Origin of the sequence: Microbacterium sp. KUDC0406 (assembly GCF_021582875.1) — a bacterium.
Lineage (GTDB): Bacteria > Actinomycetota > Actinomycetes > Actinomycetales > Microbacteriaceae > Microbacterium.
This window is the reverse complement of sequence record NZ_CP091138.1, coordinates 3,524,765-3,548,115: the sequence shown is the minus strand read 5'-3', so window position 1 is coordinate 3,548,115 and position 23,351 is coordinate 3,524,765. Positions and strand designations below refer to the sequence as shown.

Annotated in this window: 17 protein-coding genes and 1 pseudogene; 4 read left to right on the top strand and 14 right to left on the bottom strand. The window is 69.7% G+C overall.

What is annotated here, in order from left to right:
* Positions 1–132: 132 nt before the first annotated feature.
* The 5 genes from L2X99_RS17390 to L2X99_RS17370 all read right to left on the bottom strand — a co-directional run bounded on the left by L2X99_RS17390 (position 133) and on the right by L2X99_RS17370 (position 5,655).
* Complete coding sequence (locus L2X99_RS17390) at positions 133–888, bottom strand: sugar phosphate isomerase/epimerase family protein (RefSeq protein WP_236125655.1); 756 nt, start codon at positions 886–888, stop codon at positions 133–135.
* A gap of 79 nt (positions 889–967) precedes the next feature.
* Positions 968–1,828, bottom strand: a complete 861-nt coding sequence (locus tag L2X99_RS17385; RefSeq protein ID WP_236125656.1) for a sugar phosphate isomerase/epimerase family protein — start codon at positions 1,826–1,828, stop codon at positions 968–970.
* A 90-nt stretch (positions 1,829–1,918) separates the two neighbouring features.
* Entirely contained in the window at positions 1,919–3,127 is a 1,209-nt protein-coding gene (locus tag L2X99_RS17380; RefSeq protein WP_236125657.1) for a dihydrodipicolinate synthase family protein, read from the bottom strand.
* Positions 3,127–4,278 carry a Gfo/Idh/MocA family protein gene (locus L2X99_RS17375; RefSeq protein WP_236135458.1) on the bottom strand — a complete coding sequence of 384 codons (1,152 nt, stop codon included), beginning with the start codon at positions 4,276–4,278 and terminating at the stop codon, positions 3,127–3,129. The genes L2X99_RS17380 and L2X99_RS17375 overlap by 1 nt, the downstream gene beginning before the upstream one ends.
* Before the next feature lie 195 nt (positions 4,279–4,473).
* On the bottom strand, positions 4,474–5,655 hold the full coding sequence (locus L2X99_RS17370) for a hypothetical protein (RefSeq protein ID WP_236125658.1): 1,182 nt from the start codon (positions 5,653–5,655) through the stop codon (positions 4,474–4,476).
* Between the two features lie 74 nt (positions 5,656–5,729).
* Between L2X99_RS17370 and L2X99_RS17365 the strand changes: the two genes are divergently transcribed.
* Positions 5,730–6,323 (top strand): TetR/AcrR family transcriptional regulator, encoded by a 594-nt coding sequence (locus L2X99_RS17365; RefSeq protein ID WP_236135457.1) that lies wholly within the window; start codon positions 5,730–5,732, stop codon positions 6,321–6,323.
* Positions 6,324–6,360: 37 nt separating this feature from the next.
* On the opposite strand, the gene L2X99_RS17360 is transcribed toward L2X99_RS17365, so the two are convergent.
* The 5 genes from L2X99_RS17360 to L2X99_RS17340 all read right to left on the bottom strand — a co-directional run bounded on the left by L2X99_RS17360 (position 6,361) and on the right by L2X99_RS17340 (position 12,240).
* Positions 6,361–6,819, bottom strand: a complete 459-nt coding sequence (locus tag L2X99_RS17360; protein ID WP_236125661.1) for a MarR family winged helix-turn-helix transcriptional regulator — start codon at positions 6,817–6,819, stop codon at positions 6,361–6,363.
* Between the two features lie 123 nt (positions 6,820–6,942).
* Positions 6,943–7,398 carry a MarR family transcriptional regulator gene (locus L2X99_RS17355; RefSeq protein WP_236125662.1) on the bottom strand — a complete coding sequence of 152 codons (456 nt, stop codon included), beginning with the start codon at positions 7,396–7,398 and terminating at the stop codon, positions 6,943–6,945.
* 1 nt (position 7,399) lies between these two features.
* Positions 7,400–9,109 carry an MDR family MFS transporter gene (locus tag L2X99_RS17350; protein WP_236125663.1) on the bottom strand — a complete coding sequence of 570 codons (1,710 nt, stop codon included), beginning with the start codon at positions 9,107–9,109 and terminating at the stop codon, positions 7,400–7,402.
* A gap of 93 nt (positions 9,110–9,202) precedes the next feature.
* Positions 9,203–10,309: a substrate-binding domain-containing protein gene (locus L2X99_RS17345; protein ID WP_236125664.1), complete on the bottom strand. Its 1,107-nt coding sequence runs from the start codon at positions 10,307–10,309 to the stop codon at positions 9,203–9,205.
* Positions 10,306–12,240 (bottom strand): heparinase II/III family protein, encoded by a 1,935-nt coding sequence (locus tag L2X99_RS17340; RefSeq protein ID WP_236125665.1) that lies wholly within the window; start codon positions 12,238–12,240, stop codon positions 10,306–10,308. The genes L2X99_RS17345 and L2X99_RS17340 overlap by 4 nt, the downstream gene beginning before the upstream one ends.
* A gap of 171 nt (positions 12,241–12,411) precedes the next feature.
* On the opposite strand from L2X99_RS17340, the gene L2X99_RS17335 reads away from it, so the two are divergent.
* Entirely contained in the window at positions 12,412–13,395 is a 984-nt protein-coding gene (locus tag L2X99_RS17335) for a hydroxyacid dehydrogenase (RefSeq protein ID WP_236135456.1), read from the top strand.
* A gap of 163 nt (positions 13,396–13,558) precedes the next feature.
* Here the strand turns inward: L2X99_RS17335 and L2X99_RS17330 are convergent, their stop codons facing one another.
* The 3 genes from L2X99_RS17330 to L2X99_RS17320 are packed head-to-tail and all read right to left on the bottom strand — an operon-like array spanning position 13,559 to position 19,468.
* Complete coding sequence (locus L2X99_RS17330) at positions 13,559–14,242, bottom strand: DUF624 domain-containing protein (RefSeq protein ID WP_236125667.1); 684 nt, start codon at positions 14,240–14,242, stop codon at positions 13,559–13,561.
* A 4-nt stretch (positions 14,243–14,246) separates the two neighbouring features.
* A complete protein-coding gene (locus tag L2X99_RS17325; RefSeq protein WP_236125668.1) occupies positions 14,247–15,167 on the bottom strand; it encodes a carbohydrate ABC transporter permease in 921 nt (306 codons plus the stop codon).
* Positions 15,167–19,468 (bottom strand): extracellular solute-binding protein, encoded by a 4,302-nt coding sequence (locus L2X99_RS17320; protein ID WP_236135455.1) that lies wholly within the window; start codon positions 19,466–19,468, stop codon positions 15,167–15,169. Before L2X99_RS17320 ends, L2X99_RS17325 begins: the two co-directional genes overlap by 1 nt.
* Positions 19,469–19,689: 221 nt before the next feature.
* Between L2X99_RS17320 and L2X99_RS17315 the strand changes: the two genes are divergently transcribed.
* Positions 19,690–20,712: a zinc-binding dehydrogenase gene (locus L2X99_RS17315; RefSeq protein ID WP_236125672.1), complete on the top strand. Its 1,023-nt coding sequence runs from the start codon at positions 19,690–19,692 to the stop codon at positions 20,710–20,712.
* A 313-nt stretch (positions 20,713–21,025) separates the two neighbouring features.
* Here the strand turns inward: L2X99_RS17315 and L2X99_RS18730 are convergent.
* Positions 21,026–21,975 (bottom strand): annotated as a pseudogene (locus L2X99_RS18730) (LacI family DNA-binding transcriptional regulator).
* A gap of 174 nt (positions 21,976–22,149) precedes the next feature.
* On the opposite strand from L2X99_RS18730, the gene galT reads away from it, so the two are divergent.
* Positions 22,150–23,295 (top strand): galactose-1-phosphate uridylyltransferase, encoded by a 1,146-nt coding sequence (gene galT / locus L2X99_RS17295; protein WP_236125674.1) that lies wholly within the window; start codon positions 22,150–22,152, stop codon positions 23,293–23,295.
* The last annotated feature ends 56 nt before the right edge of the window (positions 23,296–23,351 follow it).

The window sequence follows — 23,351 nt, the reverse complement described above, 5'->3', positions numbered from 1 at the left end:
CGCTCCGCTCAGGTCGCGATTCGTCCCGGAAAGACCGCCCAGAAGCGGGACGAACTGCGACCTGGGCCGAATCGCGGGACGCGAAGCGGGACCGACTGCGACCCGAGTGGTGGCCGACGCGGCAGACGACGCTCATGCCGCGCCGGCGAGCCAGCCGCGCAGCGTCGCCGCCTCTGCGGCGAGAATGCCGGGATCGTCATCGGGGACGAACTCCAGCAGGGCGTCTCGCGGCGGCGCGGCCGAGTCGGATGCCGCAGCGAAGAAGCCGCGCCACAGGCTGTCGCGCTCGCGCAGACGCAGCCGCTCGGCGGCGGGCCACCACGAGAAGACGTGCGCGGCGCTGACCCGGTCGGCCAGAGCGATGTAGTCGGCGATCGCCGACTCGTCGGAGGCCGCGACGTTCGGCTGCCAGTACGTGGAGAGTCCCGGCACTTCGTCGAGCAGCCGCCTGGTCGTGGCCGCGGTGTCGGTGAGCGTGCGCGAGTGGTACTCGAGTGCGAGGGTGATGCTGCGTGTCGAGGCCTGCTCCACGGCAGCCTGCAGCCGGGCGATCACGAACGCCCAGTGCTCGGCGGATGCCTCGGCCGAACCGATGCCGCCGGCCCAGATGCGCACCCGGTCGGCGCCGACGGCCTGTGCGCTGTCGAGCACGGGCTCCAGGTCGTCCTGCACGCCGGGGCGGAAGTACGAGCCGTACGAGCAGACGGCGAGTCCGGCATCCGTCGTCGCGCGCGCGACCGCGGCGGCGCGGGCGGTGTCGCCGGGCGGCACGTGCACGTCGCCGCCCCACTCGATCACCTCGAGTGCCGCGGCTGCGCACGCCTCGACGACCTGCTCGGCCGTCAGCTGCCGGAAGGTCACGGAGCAGAGTCCAGGTCGCATGGTCATGTTCCTATTCTGTTTCGAATCGCGCAACTGGCAGCTTCCGGCCAGGAAAAGCGGCAAGTTGCGCGATTCGAAGGTGAGTTCAGAGGTGCGGGGACACCGTCGCGGCGAAGGACGCCGCGGTGCGGGCGACAACCGTCGCCGGGTCCGTGTCCCAGATCTCCTGATTGAAGATCTCGACCTCGATGTCGCGGTCGTAGCCGGTCTCGACCACGGCGCGGGTGAGTGAGGCGAAGTCGATCACGCCGTCGCCCATGTAATGCCGCGAGAGCAGCACGTCGGCGGGCAGCGGGGTCTTCCAGTCGCACACCTGGTAGGTCGCGATCCGGCCCTCGCGGCCGGCGCGCGCGATCTGCTCATACACCTGCGGGTCCCACCAGATGTGGAAGGTGTCCACCGCGGCTCCGACAACCTCGGCCGGGAAGCCGGCGGCCAGATCCAGCGCCTGGCCGAGCGTCGAGACCACGCAGCGGTCCGACCCGAACATCGGATGCAGCGGCTCGATCGCCAAGGTGACCCCGGCGTCCTGCGCGTAGGGCGCGAGCTCGGTGAGCGCGTCGTGCACGCGGGAACGCGCACCGACGAGGTCGCGCGACCCCTCCGGCAGCCCGCCCGCGACGAGTACGAGCACGGCCGTCGACCCCTCAGCGCCGGCCGCGGCGAGCGCCGCGGTCTCGTCGATCGCCCGGCGGTTGTCGTCGATGGATGCCCAGCGCTCCGGCCCTTCTGGCAACGTGAAGAACCCACCGCGGCAGTGCGTCGAGAAGCGCAGCCCGGAGTCGGCGAGCATCTTCGCCGCCGTGTCGAGGCCGACCTCGTTCACCGGCTCGCGCCAGAGCCCGATCGACTGCACCCCGGCATCCGCGGTGACCCGCAGCGCGGTCGCGAGGTCGGCGTACTTGATGGTGGCCTGGTTGATGGAGAGTCTCGGGTCAGCAGACATCGTGGATCCCTTTCAGATGGCGGACGTTCCGACGGATGGCGGACGGATCGCCGGCGGATCGTCCGCCAAGTGCAGATCCGTCCGCCGGGCTCAGGCATCCAATCCGTTCAGTCGCAGCATGCCGTGCCAGCGCTCGCGCGCCAGCTCGGGGTTCTCCAGCGCGAGCGACGCATTGGCCAGCTCGACGATGCGCGAGAGGTGCGGCAGGCTGCGCGCGGAGTGCAGGCCGCCGACCATCTGGAACGCGGGCTGGTGCCCGTTCAGCCAGGCGAGGAAGGCGACGCCGGTCTTGTAGTAGAACGTCGGCGCGGCGAACACCTGCCTGCTCAGCTCCTCGGTCGGGCCGAGGATACGCTGGTAGGCGTCGTGGTCCCCGGCATCCAGCGCCTGGATCGCGGCCGACGCGACCGGCGTGATCGCGGCGAACGCGCCGAGGAGGGCGTCGGAGTGGGTGCGGATGTCGGCGCGTTTCGTCTCAGTCGCTTCGCTCCCTCGCTCAACGACCGGTGAGTCACCGATGAGCGAGACGTAGTTGAAGTCGTCGCCGGTGAACATCCGCACACCCTCGGGCAGGCGCTCACGGACCGAGATCTCGCTCTCGGCGTTCAGCAGGCTCATCTTCACGCCCGCGATCTTGTCCGGGTTCTCGGCGATGATGTCGAGCAGCACGCCCGAGGCTGTCTGCCAGTCGTCAGCGCCGAAGTAGCCGGCCAACTCGGGGTCGAACGCCGTGCCGAGCCAATGCAGCACGACGGGGACGGTCGCCTTCTCGAGCACCGAACGGTACACCCGGCGGTAGTCGTCGGCGGATGCCGCGACCCGCGCGAGATGGCGGGACGCCATCAGCACCGGGCCGGCACCCTGCTCCTCGGTGAACTCCAGCTGCGAGACGTAGGCGTCGATGACCTGGTCGAGCGAGATGTGCGTCTCTTCGATGTGGTCGGTGTTGACGCCGACGACGACCGAACCGCCCTCCTCACGCGCGACCTCGGCGCTGCGCGCGATGAGCTCGCGCGTGGCCGCGGCATCCAGACCCATGTTCCGCTGCGCGGTGTCCATGGCGTCGGCGACGCCGAGGCCCCAGGAGTACACGTTGCGGCGGAACGCCAGCGTGGCATCCCAGTCGATGTCGGCCGGCTGACCCGGCGTGTTATCGGCGTGCACCTTCGGCACCACGTGCGCGGCGGCGTAGGCGACCCGGCTGCGCAGCGGCGCGGTCGGGCGCCGGTAGCCGCCGGAGTCGTTCAGCGCGGCATCCGACAGTTCGCCGGATGCGGCAAGCAGGCGGAGCGTGCTCATCAGAGCGACAGCTTCTCGATCGCGACCTTGCGGCCCTCGGCGCTGGACGCGAGGCCGGCCTCGGCGAACTGCACGCCGCGGGCGCCGGCCATCAGGTCGAACGGGTAGTCGGTACCCAGCACATACGACTCCAGGTACTCCTCCCACTGCTGACGGAACCCGTTCAGGAACACGTCGTTGGTGGGCACGTTCTGCCAGTCGGCGTCGTAGTCGTGGGTGTCCTCGAGGTCGGGGTTCCACACCGGCTTCGGGGTGGCGTTGCGGGGCTGGATCTTCGCGCCGAACAGGCCGACCACGGCCGAGCCGTGCGTGCCGTCGACCTGGAACTCGACCAGCTCATCGCGGTTCACGCGCACGGTCCAGGAGGAGTTGATCTCAGCGACGATGCCGCCGTCCAGCTCGAAGATGCCGTACGCCGCGTCCTCGGCGGTGGCGGTGTAGTGCTCGCCCTTCTCGTCCCAGCGGTCGGCGATGTGCACGGCGGCCTGGGCGTAGACGCTCTTCACCTCGCCGAACAGGTTCTCGAGCACGTAGTTCCAGTGCGGGAACATGTCGGTGATGATGCCGCCGCCGTCCTCGGTGCGGTAGTTCCAGCTGGGCCGCTGCGCGGGCTGCCAGTCGCCCTCGAAGACCCAGTAGCCGAACTCGCCGCGCACCGAGAGGATGCGGCCGAAGAAGCCGGAGTCGATCAGGCGCTTCAGCTTCTGAAGGCCGGGCAGGTAGAGCTTGTCGTGCACGACACCGGTCTTCACGCCGGCCTCGTCAGCGAGGCGCGCCAGCTCGACGGCCTCGTCGAGCGACTCGGCGGTCGGCTTCTCGGTGTAGATCGCCTTGCCTGCGGCAATCGCCTTGCGGATGGCGGTGGCGCGCGCCTTGGTGACGAGGAAGTCCGCGTAGATCTCCCACTGCGGATCGGCGAGGGCCGCATCGAGGTCGGTGGTGTAGTCGTCGATGCCGTGCTTCGCGGCGAGCTCGGCGAGCTTGGCCTCGCTGCGGCCGACGAGGATCGGCTTGACCGTGACACGGGTGCCGTCCGAGAGCTCGATGCCGCCCTGGTCGCGGATCGCGAGGATCGAGCGCACCAGGTGCTGCCGGTAGCCCATGCGTCCGGAGACGCCGTTCATGATGATGCCGATCTCGCGAGTCGCCATGTGTCCGTCCTGCCTTCAGTGGAAGTCGTGCGCTGCGTCGGAATGACTGGGTAAGCGCTTTCCCATATGAAACCAGGTTCGCGGCGTGAGCGCAAGCCTCGGCGTCTCAGTCCGCCTCCCGCTCCGGTCTCACTCGTTGCGGGTGTTCGGACGAAGAACCCGCAGCGAGTGAGACCGGAGCAGAAGAAGCAGGCGTCAGACGGACGCCGGAACCGCCGGCGGAGCGACCGGGGCGGATGCCGGCTCAGGCCCAGCGGCCGCGGCTGTGCGCGCCGCGCGGCGACCGGCCGGATCGAGGGCCGTGAGCACGAGCCCGCCCAGCGCCCACCCGCCGAGCAGCAGCCACTGCTGCGAGACATCCGCGTCGGGGAAGTACGACAGCTCGCGCAGCAGTGTCGCCCCGGCGCCCGGCGGCATCCACTGCCCGATCGTGCCCCACGGCTCGAGCAGGAACTCGACCGGCACGTTCGCCGCCGACAGCGGATTCGCGAACAGGATCATCGACACCGCTCCGACGGCGACGCCCGGGCGGCCGAACAGCCCCGAGAGCGCGGTCACGGTCGACGCGATCGCAGCGATCGTGAGCGCGATGGCCGCGGCATCCGCCCAGAAGTCCGCCTGCAGTGCGCCGACCCAAGTCTGCAGGATGCCGGTGAGCACGAGCCCCGCAGATGCCGAGTACACCAGCACGCCGACGAGCCTCCGCCACACTCCGGTGACCGTGAGCGAGAGCAGGACTCCGCCGAGCACGCCTCCGATGACGAGCGGGAAGATCGAGACGGTGAGGCCGACACCCTGCGGATCCGCGTCCGAGTACGGCGCGAGGTCGGTCACGACGACGGTCACGGTCGGGATCTCGAAGGTCTCGGGCGTCTGCGGCAGCTGTGGTCGCTGACCCGCCATCGCCGCCTGCAGAGCCGCCCCCATCGTGGCCTGCAGCTGCTGCACACCCTGCTCGACCTGGATGCGGATCTGCGCGTCGATCTGCTTCTGCAGCTGTGCGGCCAGACCGTCGAGGACACCGGCGACCTGCGTGCTCGCGGCTGTGGCCTTGAGCACTTCGGGCGCATCCGTGGGTGCGTCGCCGAGCACGATCTCCCCATAGGCCTCGCGGTGCTCGATCGCGGTGACGGCCGCGTCGCGATCGTCGTACCTGATCAGCTCGACGGCTCCGTCGGCCTTCTCGTCGACAGCCTCCTCGACCTGCGCGACCGAGGCATCCGGCCCGACGATGCCGACAGGCAGATCCTCGGCCGAGGCCGTCAGCGACGGCCAGGCGAACGCGAGCAGAATGCCGCCGACGATCAGCGAGAGCCCGACTCCGAGGGCGATCGCGCGCAGCCAGGGAGTGCGCGCCGGGGCGGATGCCGTGGACATGATTCCTCCTAAAACGAATGTTCGTTCTTTATATGATGCGCCTCCTGCTTTAGGCTTGTCAACGGAGGGTGCGGATGCCGAAGATCAGCGAGAGCAGGCGCGAGGAACGACGCCGGACGATCCTCGAAGCGGCGCTGCGGTGCTTCGTCCGCACCGGTTATCAGCAGACGTCGATGGCGGACATCATCACCGAATCGGGGCTGTCGACCGGTGCGATCTACAGCTACTTCCCCAGCAAGCGCGAACTCATCCGCGGCGTCGCGGTGCTCGTCATCGGCGACCGGCAGACCGAGCTCGCGGTCGCGGCATCCGAGCATCCTGTCGGACCCGCCGAGATCGCGAAGCTGCTCATCGACGGCGTGCGCAAGCACGCCCCCGTACAGGCGCTCGTGCAGGTCTGGTCGGAGGCGACGGTCGACGCCGAGCTGCGCGGACTCATCCAGGAGACCATCGGCGGCATGCGCGACACCATCGCGACCACCCTCGAGCCGTGGGCTGAGCAGCATCCTGAGCGGCTGCCGGAGGGCGCCGACCCGGCGGCATGGGCACGCGACGTGACACCGGTCGTGCTCGCGCTCATCCCCGGGTTCGCCCTGCAGCGCACGATGTTCGACGACTTCGACGAGGAGCGCTACCTCGTCGGCGTCACGGAGCTGCTTCGGCGCTGACCGGTCGGCGTCCGGACGACAGCCGACCGCCGTGCGGTCAGCGCCCCAGGGCGTCGAGCAGCTCTGCGAAGTGATCGAGGTCCGCGGCGGACCAGCCGCGCAGCCGCTCGCCGAGCCGGCCCTCGTACTTCGCGCGCGCGATCGCGATGCGGTCCCTGGCGAGGTCGGTCGCCACGAGCAGTCGGGCACGGCCGTCGTCCGGATCGCGCACGCTCTCGACCAGTCCCAGCTCCTCGAGCTGCCGCACCAGCCGGCTCACACCGGACTTGTCGGTCTGCAGCCGCTCGACGAGCGCACTCGCCGTGTTCGCCTTGCCGCTCGCGATCGAGGTGAGCACCTGGTAGCCCAGCGGCGGCAGATCGGGATGCACGGTCGCTGCGGCCTCGCGCCAGCCCACCCGGATGCGTGCGAACAGGCGGCCGAGCTCATGCTCGACGCGGGCGACGGCCTGGTCGAGCTCGGGTCGCTCGTCTGGCGCATCGGAGGGGAGGCTCATGCCGCCCAGTCTATTTGCCGGACGCGACGGAACCCTGCCGCCCGTGAACCTGCAAGCCCGCGCCGAGACGTGGGTGGAACACCCAGGTCTCGGCGCGGGCTTGCGGTCTCGAAGGTGCCGAGGTCACGCCTCCGCGAGGACGCGGAACACCTTCGAGGCCACCTCGATCTCGCCGGGCTCCAGCTCGATCATCGCCGCACGCATTCGCTCGGCGTGATCGGCACGGACGGCGGCGAGCGCCGCCGAAGCCTCAGCGGTCGCCGTCAGCACCCGCAGCCGGCCGTCGTGCTCGTCGGGGCGCGACTCCAGAAGACCCAGGTCCTCCAGCATCCGCACCTGACGGCTGACGACCGACTTGTCCATCTCGAAGCACTCCGCGAGCTGATGCGCATTCGTGCCTTCCGAGCGGGCGACGAATGTCAGCAGCTTGTAGCCGGAGGGCTGCAGCTCGGGATGCACTCGAGCCGCAGACTCCTTCCACAGCGTGCGGGCCTTCGCGAACATCAGGTTCAGCTGACCCTGGAACTCCGCGAGTGCCTCGTCGACGTCGGCCGCGGCCGCCGTGCCGGTGGCGGCCATGTCAGCGGCCCCGCTCCTCGTCCTCGCGCTCGAGGACGGCCACGGAACCCGTCGACGGCGCCGCGTCCTGCGCGGAGACCGTGCGGATGCTGCCCGTGGGGGTGTACGCCCCGACCTCGGCATCCGCGACCTCGATCGCCGACTCCTCCGCCCGGTCACGCAGCTCCTCGGCGGCGTTCTTGGTCGACAGCGGCTTGTTCTTGATGAACGCGATCGCGATGATGCCGAGCACGGCCAGCGGGACGGCCAGGAAGAACGCATCCGCGATGCCGCTGCCGTAGGCCGACTCGACGATGTTGCGGATCGATTCCGGCAGCGACGACATCTTCGGCACATCACCCGAGCCGAGCGCCTTCAACGCCTCGAGCTCCTCCGGAGAGGTGGGCGTGAAGCCGGCGAAGCCGTCCTTGATGTACGCGGTGACGTTGGTGGCCAGCACCGAGCCCATGATGGTCACGCCAATGGTGCCGGCGATCGTGCGGAAGAAGTTCACGCCCGACGAGGCGGCGCCGAGCTGCTGCGGCGGGGTGTCGTTCTGCACGATCAGGGTCAGGTTCTGCATGACCATGCCGAGGCCCGCGCCGAGCACGAACATGAAGACCGCGACGAGGGCGTAAGGGGTGTCGTACTTCAGCGTGGACATCAGGTACACGCCGACGAGGGCGAGCACCGAGCCCAGCATCATCCAGCCCTTCCACTTGCCGAACCGGCTGACCAGCTGGCCGATGATGATCGACGCGCCCATCTGGCCGACGATCATCGGGATCGTCATCAGACCCGACTCGGTCGGCGTGGCGCCACGCGCCAGCTGGAAGTACTGCGCGAGGAACACCGAGGTGGCGAACATCGAGACGCCGATCGCGATCGACGCCAGGACCGACAGCGTGAAGGTGCGGTTGCGGAACAGCGTCATCGGAACGATCGGCTCCTTGACGAAGAACTCGACGATCACGAACGCGACGAGCACCACTGCGGAGCCGATGGCGAGGACGTAGCTGGTCATCGAGCCCCAGTCGAACTGCTGGCCGCCCATGGAGACCCAGATCAGCAGGCCGGCGACGCCGACCGCGAGAAGCACGACGCCGAAGTAGTCGATGGAGACCTTCTTGGCCTGCGGCTTGGGCAGGTGCAGCGTGAACTGCAGCAGGATCAGGGCGACGATCGCGAACGGCACGCCGATCCAGAAGTTGGAGCGCCAGCCCCACACGTCGGTGAGGAAGCCGCCGAGCAGCGGACCGCCGATGGTCGCGAAGGCCATGATGCCGCCGACGACGCCCATGTACTTGCCTCGTTCACGGGGAGAGATGATCAGCGCGACCGCGACCATCACCAGCGACATCAGGCCGCCGACGCCGAGACCCTGCACCACGCGCATCGCGATGAGCATGTTGATGTCCTGCGAGAAGCCCGCGATCACGGTTCCGACCGTGAACAGGACGAGCGACAGCTGCACGAGCACCTTGCGATCGAGCAGATCGGAGAGCTTGCCCCAGATCGGCGTGGAGATCGCGGTGGCGAGCAGGCTCGCGGTGATGACCCAGGTGTACTGGGCCTGCGTGCCGCCGAGGTCGGCGACGATGACGGGAAGCGAGGTCGACACGACCGTGCCCGAGAGCACGGCCACGAACATTCCGACGATGAGGCCGGAGATCGCGGTGAAGATCTCGCGGGCCGAGCGCTTCTCGGCCGTGGAGTGTGTAGTGGAGTTCAAAGGGGATTCTCCTGCATAGAAAGTTGATCTTCGTCAACGATACACCAATAGTTGCGCTTCCTCAACTATTGCCACACGTCAACCATCTCCGACTCAGCGCTGCAGGGGCGCCGTCGACTCCCTCTCGTGCAGCACCGGCACCACCTGCACCCGCTCCACCGGCCGTTCCGGCCCCTCGGTGAGGCGGGCGAGCATCACCTCGACAGCGCGGCGTCCGACGTGGGGTTTCGGCGGGGCCAGCGCCGTGATCGGCGGCGAGGCGTTCTCGGCGACCTCGTCGTCGTAGGCGATGATCGACAGGTCGTCCGGCACCGACAGTCCGCTGTCGATCAGGTGCTGCTCGACGAGCAGTGCCTGCGGGTCGGAGTGGATCATCATGCCCGTGACGCCCGTGGTCTTCACCTGCTCGATCAGGTCGTCGGCGAAGCGGGCGCGCTCGGGACCCTCCATGTAGTCCAGCGACGCATCCAGATCGATCACGGATTCGAGCCCGAGCTCCTCGACCGCCCTCGCCCAGCCCCGGCGCAGCTGCCACGACGTCGGGGACTGGCGCGACGTCAGGATGCCCACCCTCCGATGCCCGAGGGATGCCAGGTGCGATGCCGCGAGAGCACCGCCGAAGACGTGATCGGTGGTCACCCATTCCAGGCTGGTCAGCGCCAGCGAGGTGGGAGCGCGCCGCTCGGCGAGCACGACGGGGATCGGCAGGCTCTCCAGCCAGTTCAGCAGCGCGTACCCGTCCGGCCCCTGGTTCTCGGGCGCGACGATGAGGCCGTGGAACCCTCCGGAGTCGATCAGTGAGGCGATCTGGCGGCGCTGATCCGCGGCCTCGTAGCTCGCCCCGCGCAGCACCAGCTGCACCCCGAGCTCGGTCGCGGCGGCGCGCGCGCCGATGACGACCTGGGGCCAGTAGTAGCTCAGCGACGGAACGATCATGCCCACGCGATACCGGGGCGCGTCGAGCGCGGCGCGCGGGGTCACAGTCGTGTCCAGGCGGCTGCGCAAAGTCGCGCCGCCGTGCACACGGGTGACCAGTCCGCGATCGGCGAGCTCGCCGATGTCGCGCCGGATGGTCAGCTCGGACACGTCGAACTCACGGGCCAGGTCGGCCACGCGCACCGCTCCGGAAACGCGCAGCTCATCCATGATCCGCTCGCGCCGGGCTATGCCGAACACGGGCTTCGATGCGTCATCGGTCATCGGATCTCCCCTCTCATCTCCCACCGGCTCCCGCACTCGGGAGCGAACAGGATGCGCGACACCGTGTCGCCCCAGGATGTGCGCAGGTGCGGATCGACCACCTCGACGGTCTCGATCTCGACGCCTGCCGTGTCGTGCGTCAGCAGCAGGTCCGGCGACCCTTCCCTGCCCGGCACGAGCAGGCCTCCTTCGACGGATGCCGGCACGCCGGTGCAGACGACCACGATGCGGGTCGCGGGGTCCGCGACCGCCGCGCCCTCGTCCACAACGCGGAGCATCCCGTCAGCCAGCACGACGGTGCGCTTCCAGGGGTCCGCTTCCGGATAAGCGTCGGCGAGTTCGATCGTCCAGCCGGCCTCGATCGCGGTCAGCTCGGCCCGCCACTGCGCGCCGGGCAGCTGACGCGCCCCGCGCGGCATCGGCGCGGAGTGCCAGTCGCTGCGCACGTTCCACAGCTCCCACCGGCGATCGGAGAACGTCTGCGCGGTGTACTCCGCCCGACCCAGATCGGGCAGCAGCGGGATGCCGCCGACGGCGACCGCGATGGAGCCGAGGTCGTTGTGGTTGTGGTTCTCGCCGTTGTGTCCGCCCTTGGCGACGACGGTGATCCCCTCGGAGGAGCGGATCCCGAGACCGATTGAGCTCAGCAGCACCGGCTCCGACGCATGCGGGGTCCCGAGCCCGTCGAGGGACCCCGGTTCCGGCGCTTCGACAGGCTCAGCGACCCCAGAGACAGGCTCAGCGGCCCAGGAGACAGGCTCAGCGACCCAGGAGACAGGCTCAGCAGCCAAGGAGACGGTCGCGGCGGCGGCCCATTCCCGGTCTGCGAGCTCCGCGAGCATGCGCCCCAGTCCGGCGTGCACGCCGTCATCGAGGCCGCACAGCGGCCCGGAGCGCTCGGCGGCGGCGAACGCCGCCACGTCGTCCAGCCCGCACAGCCGGGCCGCGCGGAAGAGCGCGTGCCAGGCGACGCCCGCGTCGGCACGCGCCTCGGCATCGGAGAAGCTCGCGAACCAGCCGTGACCGAGCCGCATCCGCTGCGGGAACCGGGCGAGTTCGGCGAGCCCGCCGAGCTGCGACGGCAGCGCACGACGGATGGCGCCGTCGCTGAGGTCGTCGAGCAGCGCCAGCGCGTCGAAGGCGCGTGCGGCTCCCTGCCACCAGTATCCGAAGCCCTCGTCGATCGCCCCGTCCGCGGGCAGCTGTGCGAGGTACCGGTCCAGGCCGTCCACGCACAGCGCGAAGACCTGCGCGCGGAGCTCGTCATCGGCGAAGGCGACGGCGGCGGGCAGCAGGTTGCTGTGGATCCAGGGGGCCCAGTTGTGGACGTGCTCCTCGGTGCCCTCCCACGGCCAGTCGCGGCGGACGACGAACGGCTCCAGCACACGCGTGCGCACCTCCGCCGCGAGACGATCGCGCAGTCCGGGCGAGAACTCGTCCAGCCGCTCCCCCAGCACCAGTACCGACCAGGCGATGAGCGCGGCATCCTCGCCGGCGCCGAGATCGACGCAGGGGCGCGCCGTGTCGGGCACCATCAGTCCGCGCGCGAACGCGTCGTCGTGCGCGGGCCAGCACCAGGTGGTCTGTTCCGCCTTGAACCACAGTCCATCCGCCGCCTCGGAGAGACGCTTCGGGGTCGCGTCGAGTGCGGCGGCGAGCACGGCGAGGCGCACGCGGCGATTGCGCGTGAAGTTCGCCGCCTCGTACGCGGCTCTGTCTCCGGTGCGGACATAGGCCGCCCACTGCGACAGCAGCGGCTGCGGCCAGGCGTCCGCCCGCATCCGGTCGGACTCGCCCAGGATCGTCGCGCGGATGCCGGCATCCGCGCCCTGCCAGAACTCACGATCGGATGCCGCGGCCAGGCGCGGCCGTCCGTGCGGACGACCGTGTCGGCGCCACAGTTCGCGCAGAGTCCCGCGTCGGATCAGCATGCGTCTCCCGGAATGTTCAGGAATGTTCGATTGGGCACTAACGCGTTCGAACTGGTTGCAAATGTTCGAGATTCAGTCTTCACTGAGATGACCGCACTACGCAAGCGGCTTCCTACGCCACTCGATGGAGAGAAACACATGGCCACAACTCGGCCCCGGGCACACGCGGTCATGAGCAACGAGGCCTTCGAGCTGCTGTTCGACGACAGCCGGCGCGAGCGCTTCGCCGCCCTGGCGGACGTTCGGTCGCCGATGCACATCGCTGACCTCTCCGACCCCGCGCTGAGCGCCGAGCTCGACGACGCCGAGGTGCTCATCACGTCGTGGGGCGCGCCGCGCTTCGACGCCGCGCTGCTGCAGCGTCTGCCCCGCCTGCGCGCCGTGTTCCACGCCGCCGGCAGCGTGCGCCACCACGTCTCGGAGGAGTTCTGGGATCGCGGCATCCTCATCACCACCGCAGCCGAGGCGAACGCCGTGCCCGTCGCGGAATTCACACTCGCGGCCGTGATCTTCGCGGGCAAGCGCGTGCTGCCCGGCCTGTGCGCACCCGATCCGGACGGCACCGGCTGGGGCGGCCAGCTGCAGCGGCGATCGATCGGCAACCTCGACCGCACCGTCGGCGTCGTGGGCTACTCGCGCATCGGCCGCCGGGTCGTCGATCTGCTCCGCTCGCTCGAGGGGGTCCGCGTGCTCGTCGCCGACCCGTTCGCCGATGCCGAGGCCGTCGCGGCAGCCGGCGCCCGGCTCGTACCGCTCGACGAGCTGCTGCCGCAGGCGGACGTGCTCTCGCTGCACGCACCGGACCTGCCCTCGACCTTCCGCATGATCGCCGCGGAGCAGCTCGCGAAGCTGCCGGACGGCGCCACCGTCATCAACACCGCCCGCGGGGCGATCCTCGACCATGACGCCCTCCTCGCCGAGTGCCGCACGGGGCGTCTGGACGCGATCCTCGACGTGACCGACCCCGAACCGCTCCCTGCCGAATCCGGGCTGCGCGGTCTGCCGAACGTGGCGATCACGCCGCATCTGGCCGGCTCGCTCGGCACCGAGACCCGCCGGCTCACCGACGCGGCCCTCGATGAGCTGCAGGCGTACGTCACCGGTGAGCCGCCGCGCGATCCGGTGCGCGCCGTCGACCTGGTCCGCAGCGCCTGAGCCCTTCGGGGCGCCGACGAAGCGAGACGAAACGCCCCTGCCGACCTTGAGGCGTTTCGTCTTCTGCGTTTCGTCTTCGCTCCTTCGTCGCTCCGCTCAACGACCCGGCGGGCTCAACGACCCGGCAGGGAGGGCGTTCCGTCTCGGTCGCAGGCTCCCACGCTCAACGAGCAGGGACGGTCGCCGGCTCCTCGTCGAGATCGAGCACCGGACGCAGGCAGTGCCGACTGTTGGCCCACACGACGTACAGCGCCGGCGCCGCAGTGATGCCGATCGCGATGGCCGGCATGGTGGTGAACACGCCGAACTGCACGCCCAGCACGGCGAACGACAGCAGCTGGAGGTACCAGCGCCGCACCCCCAGGACCACCGACGCGCGCAGCACGTCGCGCAGCCGGGCATCCGGCACCTCGGCGACCGCGGCGAGACCGAGCAGCCCGCTGATCGCCGCGAGCGCGACGAGCAGCAGGAGCAGCGGCACGACCACCACGGCGGCATCCGTGTCCGCCAGCATCCGCACGTCGACCAGCAGCACGACCGCCACGGCGACCACGATCGCACCGATCAGCAGCGCCGGCCGCACGGTGGCCCGCCAGGCCCGCCAGAACGCGCGGACCACGTGCGTCTCGCCCTCGTCGTGCGCGCGGAACGCACCGAACGCGGCGGTCAGCGCCGGGGCCGCCAGCGGCGCAGCCGCGGCCATCAGCGGCCAGGAGTGCACCGGGTCGGTGGTCATCAGCAGCACGACCAGCGGCAGGGCGGCGATGAGCACGAGCAGGTTGACCATCAGCCCGAGGTAGAGCACCCCGAGGATGGACGCCCAGGTGTCGTGCGCGACCCTCCTCATGCCGTCATCCCTTCATGCCGCTGGTCGCAATGCCCTCGACGAAGTACTTCTGGCCGAGCAGGAAGATGATCGCGATCGGGATGACCGAGATCGTCAGTCCGGCGAAGAGCAGGGCGTAGTTGGTGTCGAAGAGGTTCGAGACGAAGCTCTTCAGACCGAGCTGGATCGTCCACAGGTTCGGGTCGCGCAGGTAGATGAGCGGACCGAGGTAGTCGTTCCAGGTGTTCACGAACGTCAGCAGGGTCAGGCTCGCGATCGCGGGCACCGACAGGGGGATCATGATGCGCCGCCAGATGCCGTACTCGCTGAGCCCGTCCAGGCGGGCCGCCTCGCTGAGCTCCTCCGGGATCGTCTCGTAGTACTGCTTCATCAGGAACACCCCGAACGCTCCGAACGCCTGGATCAGGATGATCGCCCACAGCGTGTTCGACACCTTCAGGTTCGACAGCAGGATGAACTGCGGGATCATGTACGACTGCCACGGCACCGCGATGGTGCCGATGTAGGCGAGGAACAGGATGTCGCGACCGCGGAAGCGCATCCGGGCGAAGCCGTAGGCGGCGAACGATCCGGTGAGCACCTGCAGGAAGGTCACCACGACCGACAGCAGCAGGGTGTTGCGGATCCAGGTGAGCATGTCGGACTTCGACCAGATGTCGACGTAGTTCTGCCAGACGAAGGTCTCGGGCCACCACACCACCGGCACGGAGAAGACCTCGTTGGCGTTCTTCAGCGAGCTGAGCACCATCCACGCGAACGGCATCAGCAGGCCGATCGCGAACACGATGAGGGCGACGTATCCGAAGAGCCGGCCGATCCGGCGGCGGGTGGTCGGCTCCCCGGCGCGGCGGGACGGGACGGGCGCGGGGTCGGACAGCCGGCGCAGCCGGCGCTGCCCGGTCACCATGAGCTGGGTCTCGGTCATCAGGCGCTCCTCCTCTTGTTCCAGAGGAACTGCACGATCGTGACCAGGATGCAGATGAAGAACAGCACGACCGCCGCCGCAGAGGCGTATCCGAACTGGTTCTCACCGAAGCCCTTGCGGTAGATGAACTGCGAGAGCACCAGAGTCGCCTGGCCAGGGCCTCCGTTGGTCATGACCAGGATCAGGTCGAAGATCTTCAGCGAGTTGATGGTCAGCATGACGGTGACGAAGAACATCGTGGGACGCAGGCTCGGCAGGGTCACGTTGGTGAAGCGCTGCCAGGTGTTCGCGCCGTCCATCCTGGCGGCCTCGTGCAGCTCGCGCGGCACGGTCTGCAGGCCCGCCAGGAACAGGATCATGTAGTAGCCCATGTCCCGCCAGGTGCTGACGATCACGACGGCGGGCATCGCCCACTCCTTCGAGGTGAGCCACCCGGGCGGGTTGTCGACGCCGATCGCGCGCAGGACGGCGTTGATCGGACCGTAGTCGGGGCTGAAGAGCAGGTTCCACACCACCGCGATCGCGACGATGGAGGTGATGTAGGGGAAGAACGCCGCAGTGCGGAAGAAGGCCACCCCGCGGAGCTTGTTGTTCAGCAACAGGGCAAGACCCAGCGAGACGACGATGGTGAGCGGGATGTGCATCGCCGAGTAGTAGATGGTGTTCCAGAACGCGATCCGGAAGCTGCCGTCGCCGAACAGCCGCTGGAAGTTCGCGAAGCCCACCCAGTCGGCCTTGCCGAAGATGTTCCAGCTCGTGAACGCCATGTAGAACAGCACGATCACCGGGATCAGGGTGAATGCCGCGAAACCGGCGAAGTTCGGCAGGATGAACGTCCAGCCGATCAGGGTGTTGCGGCGGCGCAGAGCCGAGCGGCGCCTCGGACCCGCGGCCTGGCCGGCATCCGGCGTGACTGTGGCGGTCATGATGACTCTTTCGGGTAGTGCGGGGCCGTGGTGCGGGGCCGGCCCGGACGGACCGGCCCCGAGTCGGATGCCGCGGTCAGCCGACCTCGTTGGCGACGCGGTCCTGCGCCTCCTCGATGGCCTTGTCCACGTCGGTCGAGCCGGACATGATCGCGGTGTGCATGTCGCCCAGGATGCCCTGGATCGCGGCGGTCTTGGGAGAGGTCGGGTTCTCGGCGAGGACCTTGTGCGTCGACCAGGCGAACTTCGAGAGATCGTCGGTCGGGCGCCTTCGACACCGAAGTAGGTGTCGATGATGGAGTCGTCGATCAGCGCCGGCGTGATGCCGATGGCGGCCAGCACCTTCGCGGCATCCGCGCTGGCGGCGAATCCGAGGAACTTCTTCGCGGCGGCCGCCTCGTCACCGTCGAGCGCGGCGTTGACGCCGAAGCCGGTCGGGTCTCCGAAGGTCACCGGGGTGTTGTCGGTGCCGGCGGTCGAGGCATCCTTCTGCGGCGCGGGGGCGATGCCCCACTCGAAGTCGTCCGCCTCACCGGAGGCCTGCTGGGCGATCAGCGTCGCGGTGAACCAGGTGCCCATCGGCATCATGGCGGCCTTCTGCTTGCCGAACTCGCCCTGGTAGGTGAGCTGGTTGGCGCTGGAGGTGTTGAAGTCGACCTGGGCCCCGTCGTCCTGCAGCTTCAGCGCGCTCTCGTAGTACGGCTTCATGTGCTCGTAGTCGCCGTCGAGGGCGCTGACGTCGTCCTGCGCGTTGGCGAAGCCCTGTACGACCGACTGCCAGCGATGCATGTAGGTGCCCTTGGCATCGCCCTTGGTCAGCTTGACCGCGGCGTCGGCATAGTCGTCCCAGGTCCAGCTGCCGTCGGGGTAGTCGACGCCGGCGGCGTCGAACAGCGCCTTGTTGTAGTACAGCACCCACGAGTCCTGGCGGTAGGGCACCGCGTAGGCCGTGCCGTCGACCTTGTACGAGTCGGCGCCGCCGATGCCGTCGGGCAGCTTCACGTCGGAGACGTCGAGCAGCTGCCCGCCCTCCTGGAAGGTGGTCAGGAACTTGACCTCCTTCTGCGTGATGATGTCGGGGCCGGAGCCGGCAGCGAGGTCGGCGGTGACCAGCGTGTTGTACTCGGCCGCGTCGTACTCCTTGAGCTTGATCGTGATGTCGGGGTTCTTCTCGTGGAACGCGTCGGCGAGTGCCTGGAACTCGGGCGTCGTGTCGATGCTCCATGCCGACAGATTCAGGGTGACCGGGCCGGACGGCTCGTCGGGGGTGTCCGACGTCCCGCTGCAGCCGCTGAGGGCGAGTGCCGCGGCAGCGGCGATGCTGCCGGTGGCGAGGATCTTGCGGTTCATGCTGTGGTGCTCCTTTGCGATGGCGGATGTTCCGCGAGGTGTTCGGTGTTCGGGTCGAGGTTCGGGATGTCGGCGTGGCGCCGGTGTCAGCCGGCGGATGCCGGCGGTGAGGGAGTGCGCGCTGCGCGCGCCGTCGGGCCACGTGACGGTCGCATGATCCGCGTCGAGCACGACGTCCGGAGCGGATGCCGCGACCGAGGCCGCGAGGTGGACCGCGGTGATGACGGGTTCTCCGACGCGGACGGGGAAGCGCAGGACCGGGACCAGCGCCTGCGCGCCGAGCGGGCTCGCGCCGTCGCGCCGCACGAGGTCGGGGACGCCGTCGGCCGAGAGCGCGACGAGCGTGCTCGCGACACCGTCGGCGGACGCCCAGGATCGGGCATCCGCGGTGGACCCGTCGACGACGTCGGCCGCGACGGCCCATCCGCCGACGCGCAGCTCGAGGGCATCGGCGCCGGACTCGAGATCATGCACGGTCGCGATGCGGATCTCCCAGGCGCCGCGGACGATCGACCAGGTGGTGAGTCCGCCGGCGACGACGACCTCACCCGTGATGCCCGATCCGTGCCGCACCTGGACGGCGTCCGGGGCGATCCAGTGCGCGCGGGCGACGGATCCGGCGAGCGCGGTCTCGCCGTCGGTCCGAGCGGCGAGCAGCTCCATCCCGGCGCGATGAGTGCCGCGGCCGGTGGCGTCGACCAGCACGACGGACTGCTCGAGCGGCTCTGACCACGCACGACCGTCGTGCAGCGGCGCGGTGACGGTGGAGTACCCGAGCCTGGCGTACAGCGGGGAGTCGCCCACCACCGATCCGGGCGATGCGTGGTCGGTGCCGTGGTTGATCACGCGCACGATCCCGTCGTCCGCTGTTCCGGAGACGATCCAGCCCGCGGCGTCGACGACCCGCAGGTCGTCGGCGACGGTCGCCGGGAGCGGCCGGGCGGACTCGGACCACACCGGGTGGTCGGCGGGCAGCGCCACGCCGAGGAGGCCCTTCGACGCCCAGTACGGCGATGATGGCCCCGAGTAGTTCTGGGCCAGGCGGCGCCAGGGACCGAACCAGCCCATCGTCAGCAGGTCGTCGTCGTCGGGGCTGCCGTGCTCCTCGAAGTGCGCGGCGATGGCCATCGCGGTGTCGCGCAGCGTTCCGGCGCGGGTGGACGGCACACCCGCGATCACGCCGGCCCAGAACGGCGCGGCGGCGGCGAAGCGGTAGATCAGGCTGCGGCCCTCGAAGAGCGGTGCGCCGCCCCCGCCGACCAGGTGCACGGCGTCCTGCAGATAGCGGTCGAGCGCGGCGACGTCGCCGCCGATGCGCTCGGTCGCGCCGAGCTCGTCGGCCCCCTGCATCCGCGACCACAGCACGGGATACAGATGCAGTGCCCACCCGACGTAGTGGTCGTATCCGCGGTCGTCGCCGTCCGACAGCCAGCCGTCCGATCGCACGAACGACTCGTGCAGGGCGAGGTCGGCGGCGATGTCATCGGCGCTCCACGGACCGCCGACCGAGCGCAGGAAGGTCTGCACGACGATGCGGAACCACAGCCAGTTGTTGCGCGGATAGGTCTCGTCGCCGACGGCCGGGGCGAGGTAGTCGATGACGCGACGCTGCGTCACGGCGTCGAGGCCGTCCCAGATCCAGGGACGGGTCAGATCGAGGATCACGGCGATGGATGCCGCTTCGACCTTGGCCTGCGGGTGCTCGTCGAGACGCACCCAGCGGTCCTCGGCCTCGGGGTCGACGCCGGCCACGATGCCCCGGGAGTAGTCACGGATGAGATGGTCGACGCCTTCACCGCGTGCGCCGGCGATCCGGAATCCCGCGAGCAGGAAGGTGCGTGCGAACCCCTCGAGCCCGTCGACGGCGGTGCCGTATCCGCCGGCGTCTCCGGGCGGGGTGATGCGGGCGAAGTTCGGCGACGCCCAGGCTGCGGCACCGTCCAGCAGCCGGTCGGCGAAGGCGATCAGCGCATCGCGGGATCCGCTGCGCAGAGCGCTGCTCGACGGCGATGTCGGACTGGTCACGGGATCTCCTTCGAACGTCGTAACGGCCCGGCTGAACGGGGCGTCTAGATCAGGAGGTTAGCAACGGGATGTGTTCCATTCAAGGCGATTTGCGTTCTAACGTGATCGATTGTGTTTGTTTTGGAATTTGGGGCGGAAACCGTTGTCCAGACCAGCGTCGCACCTGTCGTCGGCATCCGATCGGTGGTGGACTGGAACGAGACCGACCTGAAGGAGCAGCGATGCGCGCAGTGATCATGCACGGCCCAGGCGATGTCCGTGTCGAGGATGTCCCCGAGCCGTCACTCGTCGAACCGACGGATGCCGTCATCCGCATCACGGCATCCTGCATCTGCGGATCGGACCTGTGGCCGTACCGCGGGATCGAGAAGCAGAAGCGGCCGACCCGCATGGGACACGAGTACATCGGGATCGTCGAGCAGATCGGCGCGGACGTCCGCGACATCCGGGTCGGCGACTTCGTCGTCGGGTCTTTCATGGCCTCCGACGGTGTCTGCGAGATCTGCCGGGCCGGATACCAGTCGCGCTGCATCCACGTCGTGGGCATGGGGTCGATCGGCACGCAGGCCGAGTACGCCCGCATCCCGTGGGCGGACGGAACGCTCGTGCGCGTCGACGGCACGCCGACTGATGCCCAGACGCGCAGCCTGCTGGCGGCATCCGACGTTCTGGGCACCGGATGGTTCGCAGCGGTCGCCGCCGAGGCCGGACCGGGCAAGGTCGTCGCCGTCGTCGGGGACGGGGCGGTCGGGCTGCTCGGCATCCTCGCCGCGCGCGAACTCGGCGCCGAACGGATCATCGCGATGTCGCGTCACGCCGACCGGCAGGCCCTGGCCCGCAGCTTCGGCGCCACCGACATCGTCGAGGAGCGCGGCGATGCCGGGGTCGCGCGCATCAAGGAGCTGACCGGCGGCTACGGCGCGCACTCCACGATCGAGGCGGTCGGCACCCAGGAGTCCATGGAGCAGGCGATTCGTGCGACGCGCGCCGGTGGGCACGTCGGAGTCGTCGGCGTCTCGCACGGCGTGACGCTGGACGGCAGCGAGCTCTTCTACTCCGGTGTGCATCTGCACGGCGGTCCGGCGCCGGTGCGCCGCTTCCTGCCCGACCTCATCGACCTGATCATGAGCGACCGGATCGACCCCGGCGCGGTCTTCGACCTGACGCTCTCGTTCGACGATGCCGCCGAGGGCTACCCCGCGATGGACGAGCGCCGCGCGACGAAGGTGCTGCTCGAGTTCTGAGCCGTTCCGCCCGGACGGGGAGTGCCGTGCCTGCCGTGCCGTGCCGTGCCGTGCCTACCGTGCCGTGCCGTGCGAACCGTGCCGTGCCGTGCCCTGCCTGCCGTGCCTACCGTGCCGTGCCGTGCGAGGAGCAAAACGTCGCGGCGCGACCAACCGCATCGGCACTTTCCTCCTTGCATCCGGATCGTGTCGTCCCGCCGCCCACGGCACCGCAGTGCAAGGAGGAAGACGCCCCTGGGCGGCCCAGCGCCACGGCATTCTCCTCCTCGCAGCTGCGCGGACGACGTCGCGGCCTCGCTGTCTGAGTCCCGGGTCAGGCGCTCGTGCGCAGGATCAGCTCCGGCGTCGTAAGACCGGGTTCGGGCACCGCGGCGCCTTCGATGTCGGCGATGAGAGCCTGCACAGCCTGCTCGCCGAGCGCGTCGAAGTCCTGGCGGACCGTGCTGAGCGGAGGGCTGTAGTCCGCGGCATCCGCGATGTCGTCGAAGCCGATCACCGCGACGTCCTCGGGGACGCGGCGGCCGGCCTCGGCCAGGGCGCGGAGGACGCCGAGTGCCATCTGGTCGTTGGCGGCGAATATCGCGGTCGCGTCCGTCAGCCGTGCAGTCTGCTCATGACCGGATGCCGACGGTCCAGTCTCCGCGCACGACCGGCGGCGCCTCGATGCCCGCCGCGGCGAGTGCCTCGCGCCAGCCCCGCTCGCGCTCGGAAGCCGCATACGAACCGACCGGACCCGCGAGGTGGTGCACGGCCCCGTGCCCGGCGGCGAGCAGGTGCTCGGTCGCAGCGCGGGCACCGACGGCGTGGTCGGTGCCGACGATCGTGAAGCGGTCGTCGGGCGGGGAGTCCACGACGACCAGGCGGAGCCCCGCGGATGCCGTATCGCGGGCGAGCGCAGTGGCTTCGTTCAGGACGACTGCGCCGTCGACGCCCTGGTCGTGCAGCCTGTCGAAGGCCGCACCGATGTCGCCGCCGGGGCCGAGGGTCACGACCGTGAGGGCGTAGCCGCGGGATGCCGCCGGATTCGGCGACCGCCTGCAGCATCCGCGAGTTGCCGACCGTGGCGAGCGTCTGCGCGACCAGCCCCAGGGTGTGCGTGCGGCCGGTGCGCAGCGCGCGGGCGGCGCGGTTGGGTCGGTATCCGAGCTCGGCCATGGCCTGCTCCACGCGGGCCCTGGTCTCGGCGTCGACCTTCGGGCTGTCGTTGGCGACGCGCGAGACGGTCTGGCCGGAGACGCCCGCGCGGGCGGCGACCATGGCCATCGAGACGCGTCCCTGCTGCGGCATCCGGGTCCTCCTTCGCCCTGATTCTCGGGACAGCTGCACGACCGCGGAACAGGTGCACAGCCGAGACCGGGATTCCGTCGTGCACGCGTTCCCGACTCGTGCAGGTGTTCCGATGTTGACGTTACCACGGAGGGCGGGTACCGTGTTGACGTGAACATCCGCACTCTCGGCGCCGGCGTCATCGCCCGCGACACACGCCTCGCAGACGGCCGCGAGCTGATCTACTACGACGACTCGGACACGACCCTGCCCGTCGAGCGCAGCATCGACGCCCGCGACCTCGACCCGCGGCCCGAGACCGCGATCATGCGGCAGGACGTGCTCACCGGCGATTGGATCACCTTCGCCACGAAGCGTCAGAACAGGGTGCTCATGCCGGGCGCCGACGCCGATCCGCTCGCCCCGCAGACTCCGGCGAATCCGTCCGAGGTGCCGTCGCTGTACGACGTCGCCGTGTTCGAGAACCGCTCCCCCGCGTTCGGTCCGGCCCTGGCATCCGCCGTCGGCACCGCCCCCGCCGCGATCGACCCCCCGCAGGGCCTCGACGACATGGCGCGGGTGGGAATCGGCCGCAGCCGCACCAGCGTGGGTCGCTGCGAGGTGGTCTGCTTCAGCCCCGAGCACGCCGGGTCGTTCGGCACGCTCTCGCCCACCCGCGCCCGCACCGTGATCGAGGCGTGGGCCGACCGCACCTCAGCGCTCTCGGCGCTGCCCGGCATCGAGCAGGTGTTCCCGTTCGAGAACCGCGGCGAGGCGATCGGCGTCTCGCTGCCGCACCCGCACGGGCAGATCTACTCCTACCCGTACGTCACCCCGCGCACGCAGCAGCTGCTCGCGCATGGGACTCCCGGCCTGTTCGACCGCATCCTCGAGTTCGAGCAGGCGTCCTCCCGTGTCGTGCTGCAGGGCCAGCACTGGACCGCGTTCGTGCCGTTCGCCGCACGCTGGCCGCTCGAGGTGCACCTCGTGCCGCACCGGCACGCCGCCGACTTCGCCGAGCTGACAGTCGCCGAGCGCGACGAGCTCGCGCCGCTGTACCTGCGGCTGCTCGGCGGCGTCGACGCTCTCTACGACTCACCGACCGCGTACATCGCCGGCTGGCATCAGGCGCCCGTGCACGTCGGCCGCGACACCGCCCGGCTGCACCTCGAACTGATCAGTCCGCGCCGCGGCGTGGACAAGCTGAAGTTCCTTGCCGGAACCGAGGCCGGCATGAACGCCTGGAGCGCCGAGATCCTGCCCGAGGACGCCGCCGCCCGCCTGCGCGACGCGATCTCGTCTGTTCCCGCCCCCTGACCCCGGCGCAAGATCTCGGAGGTCTGCAGAGACCCGGATGCTCTCCGGCATCCGGC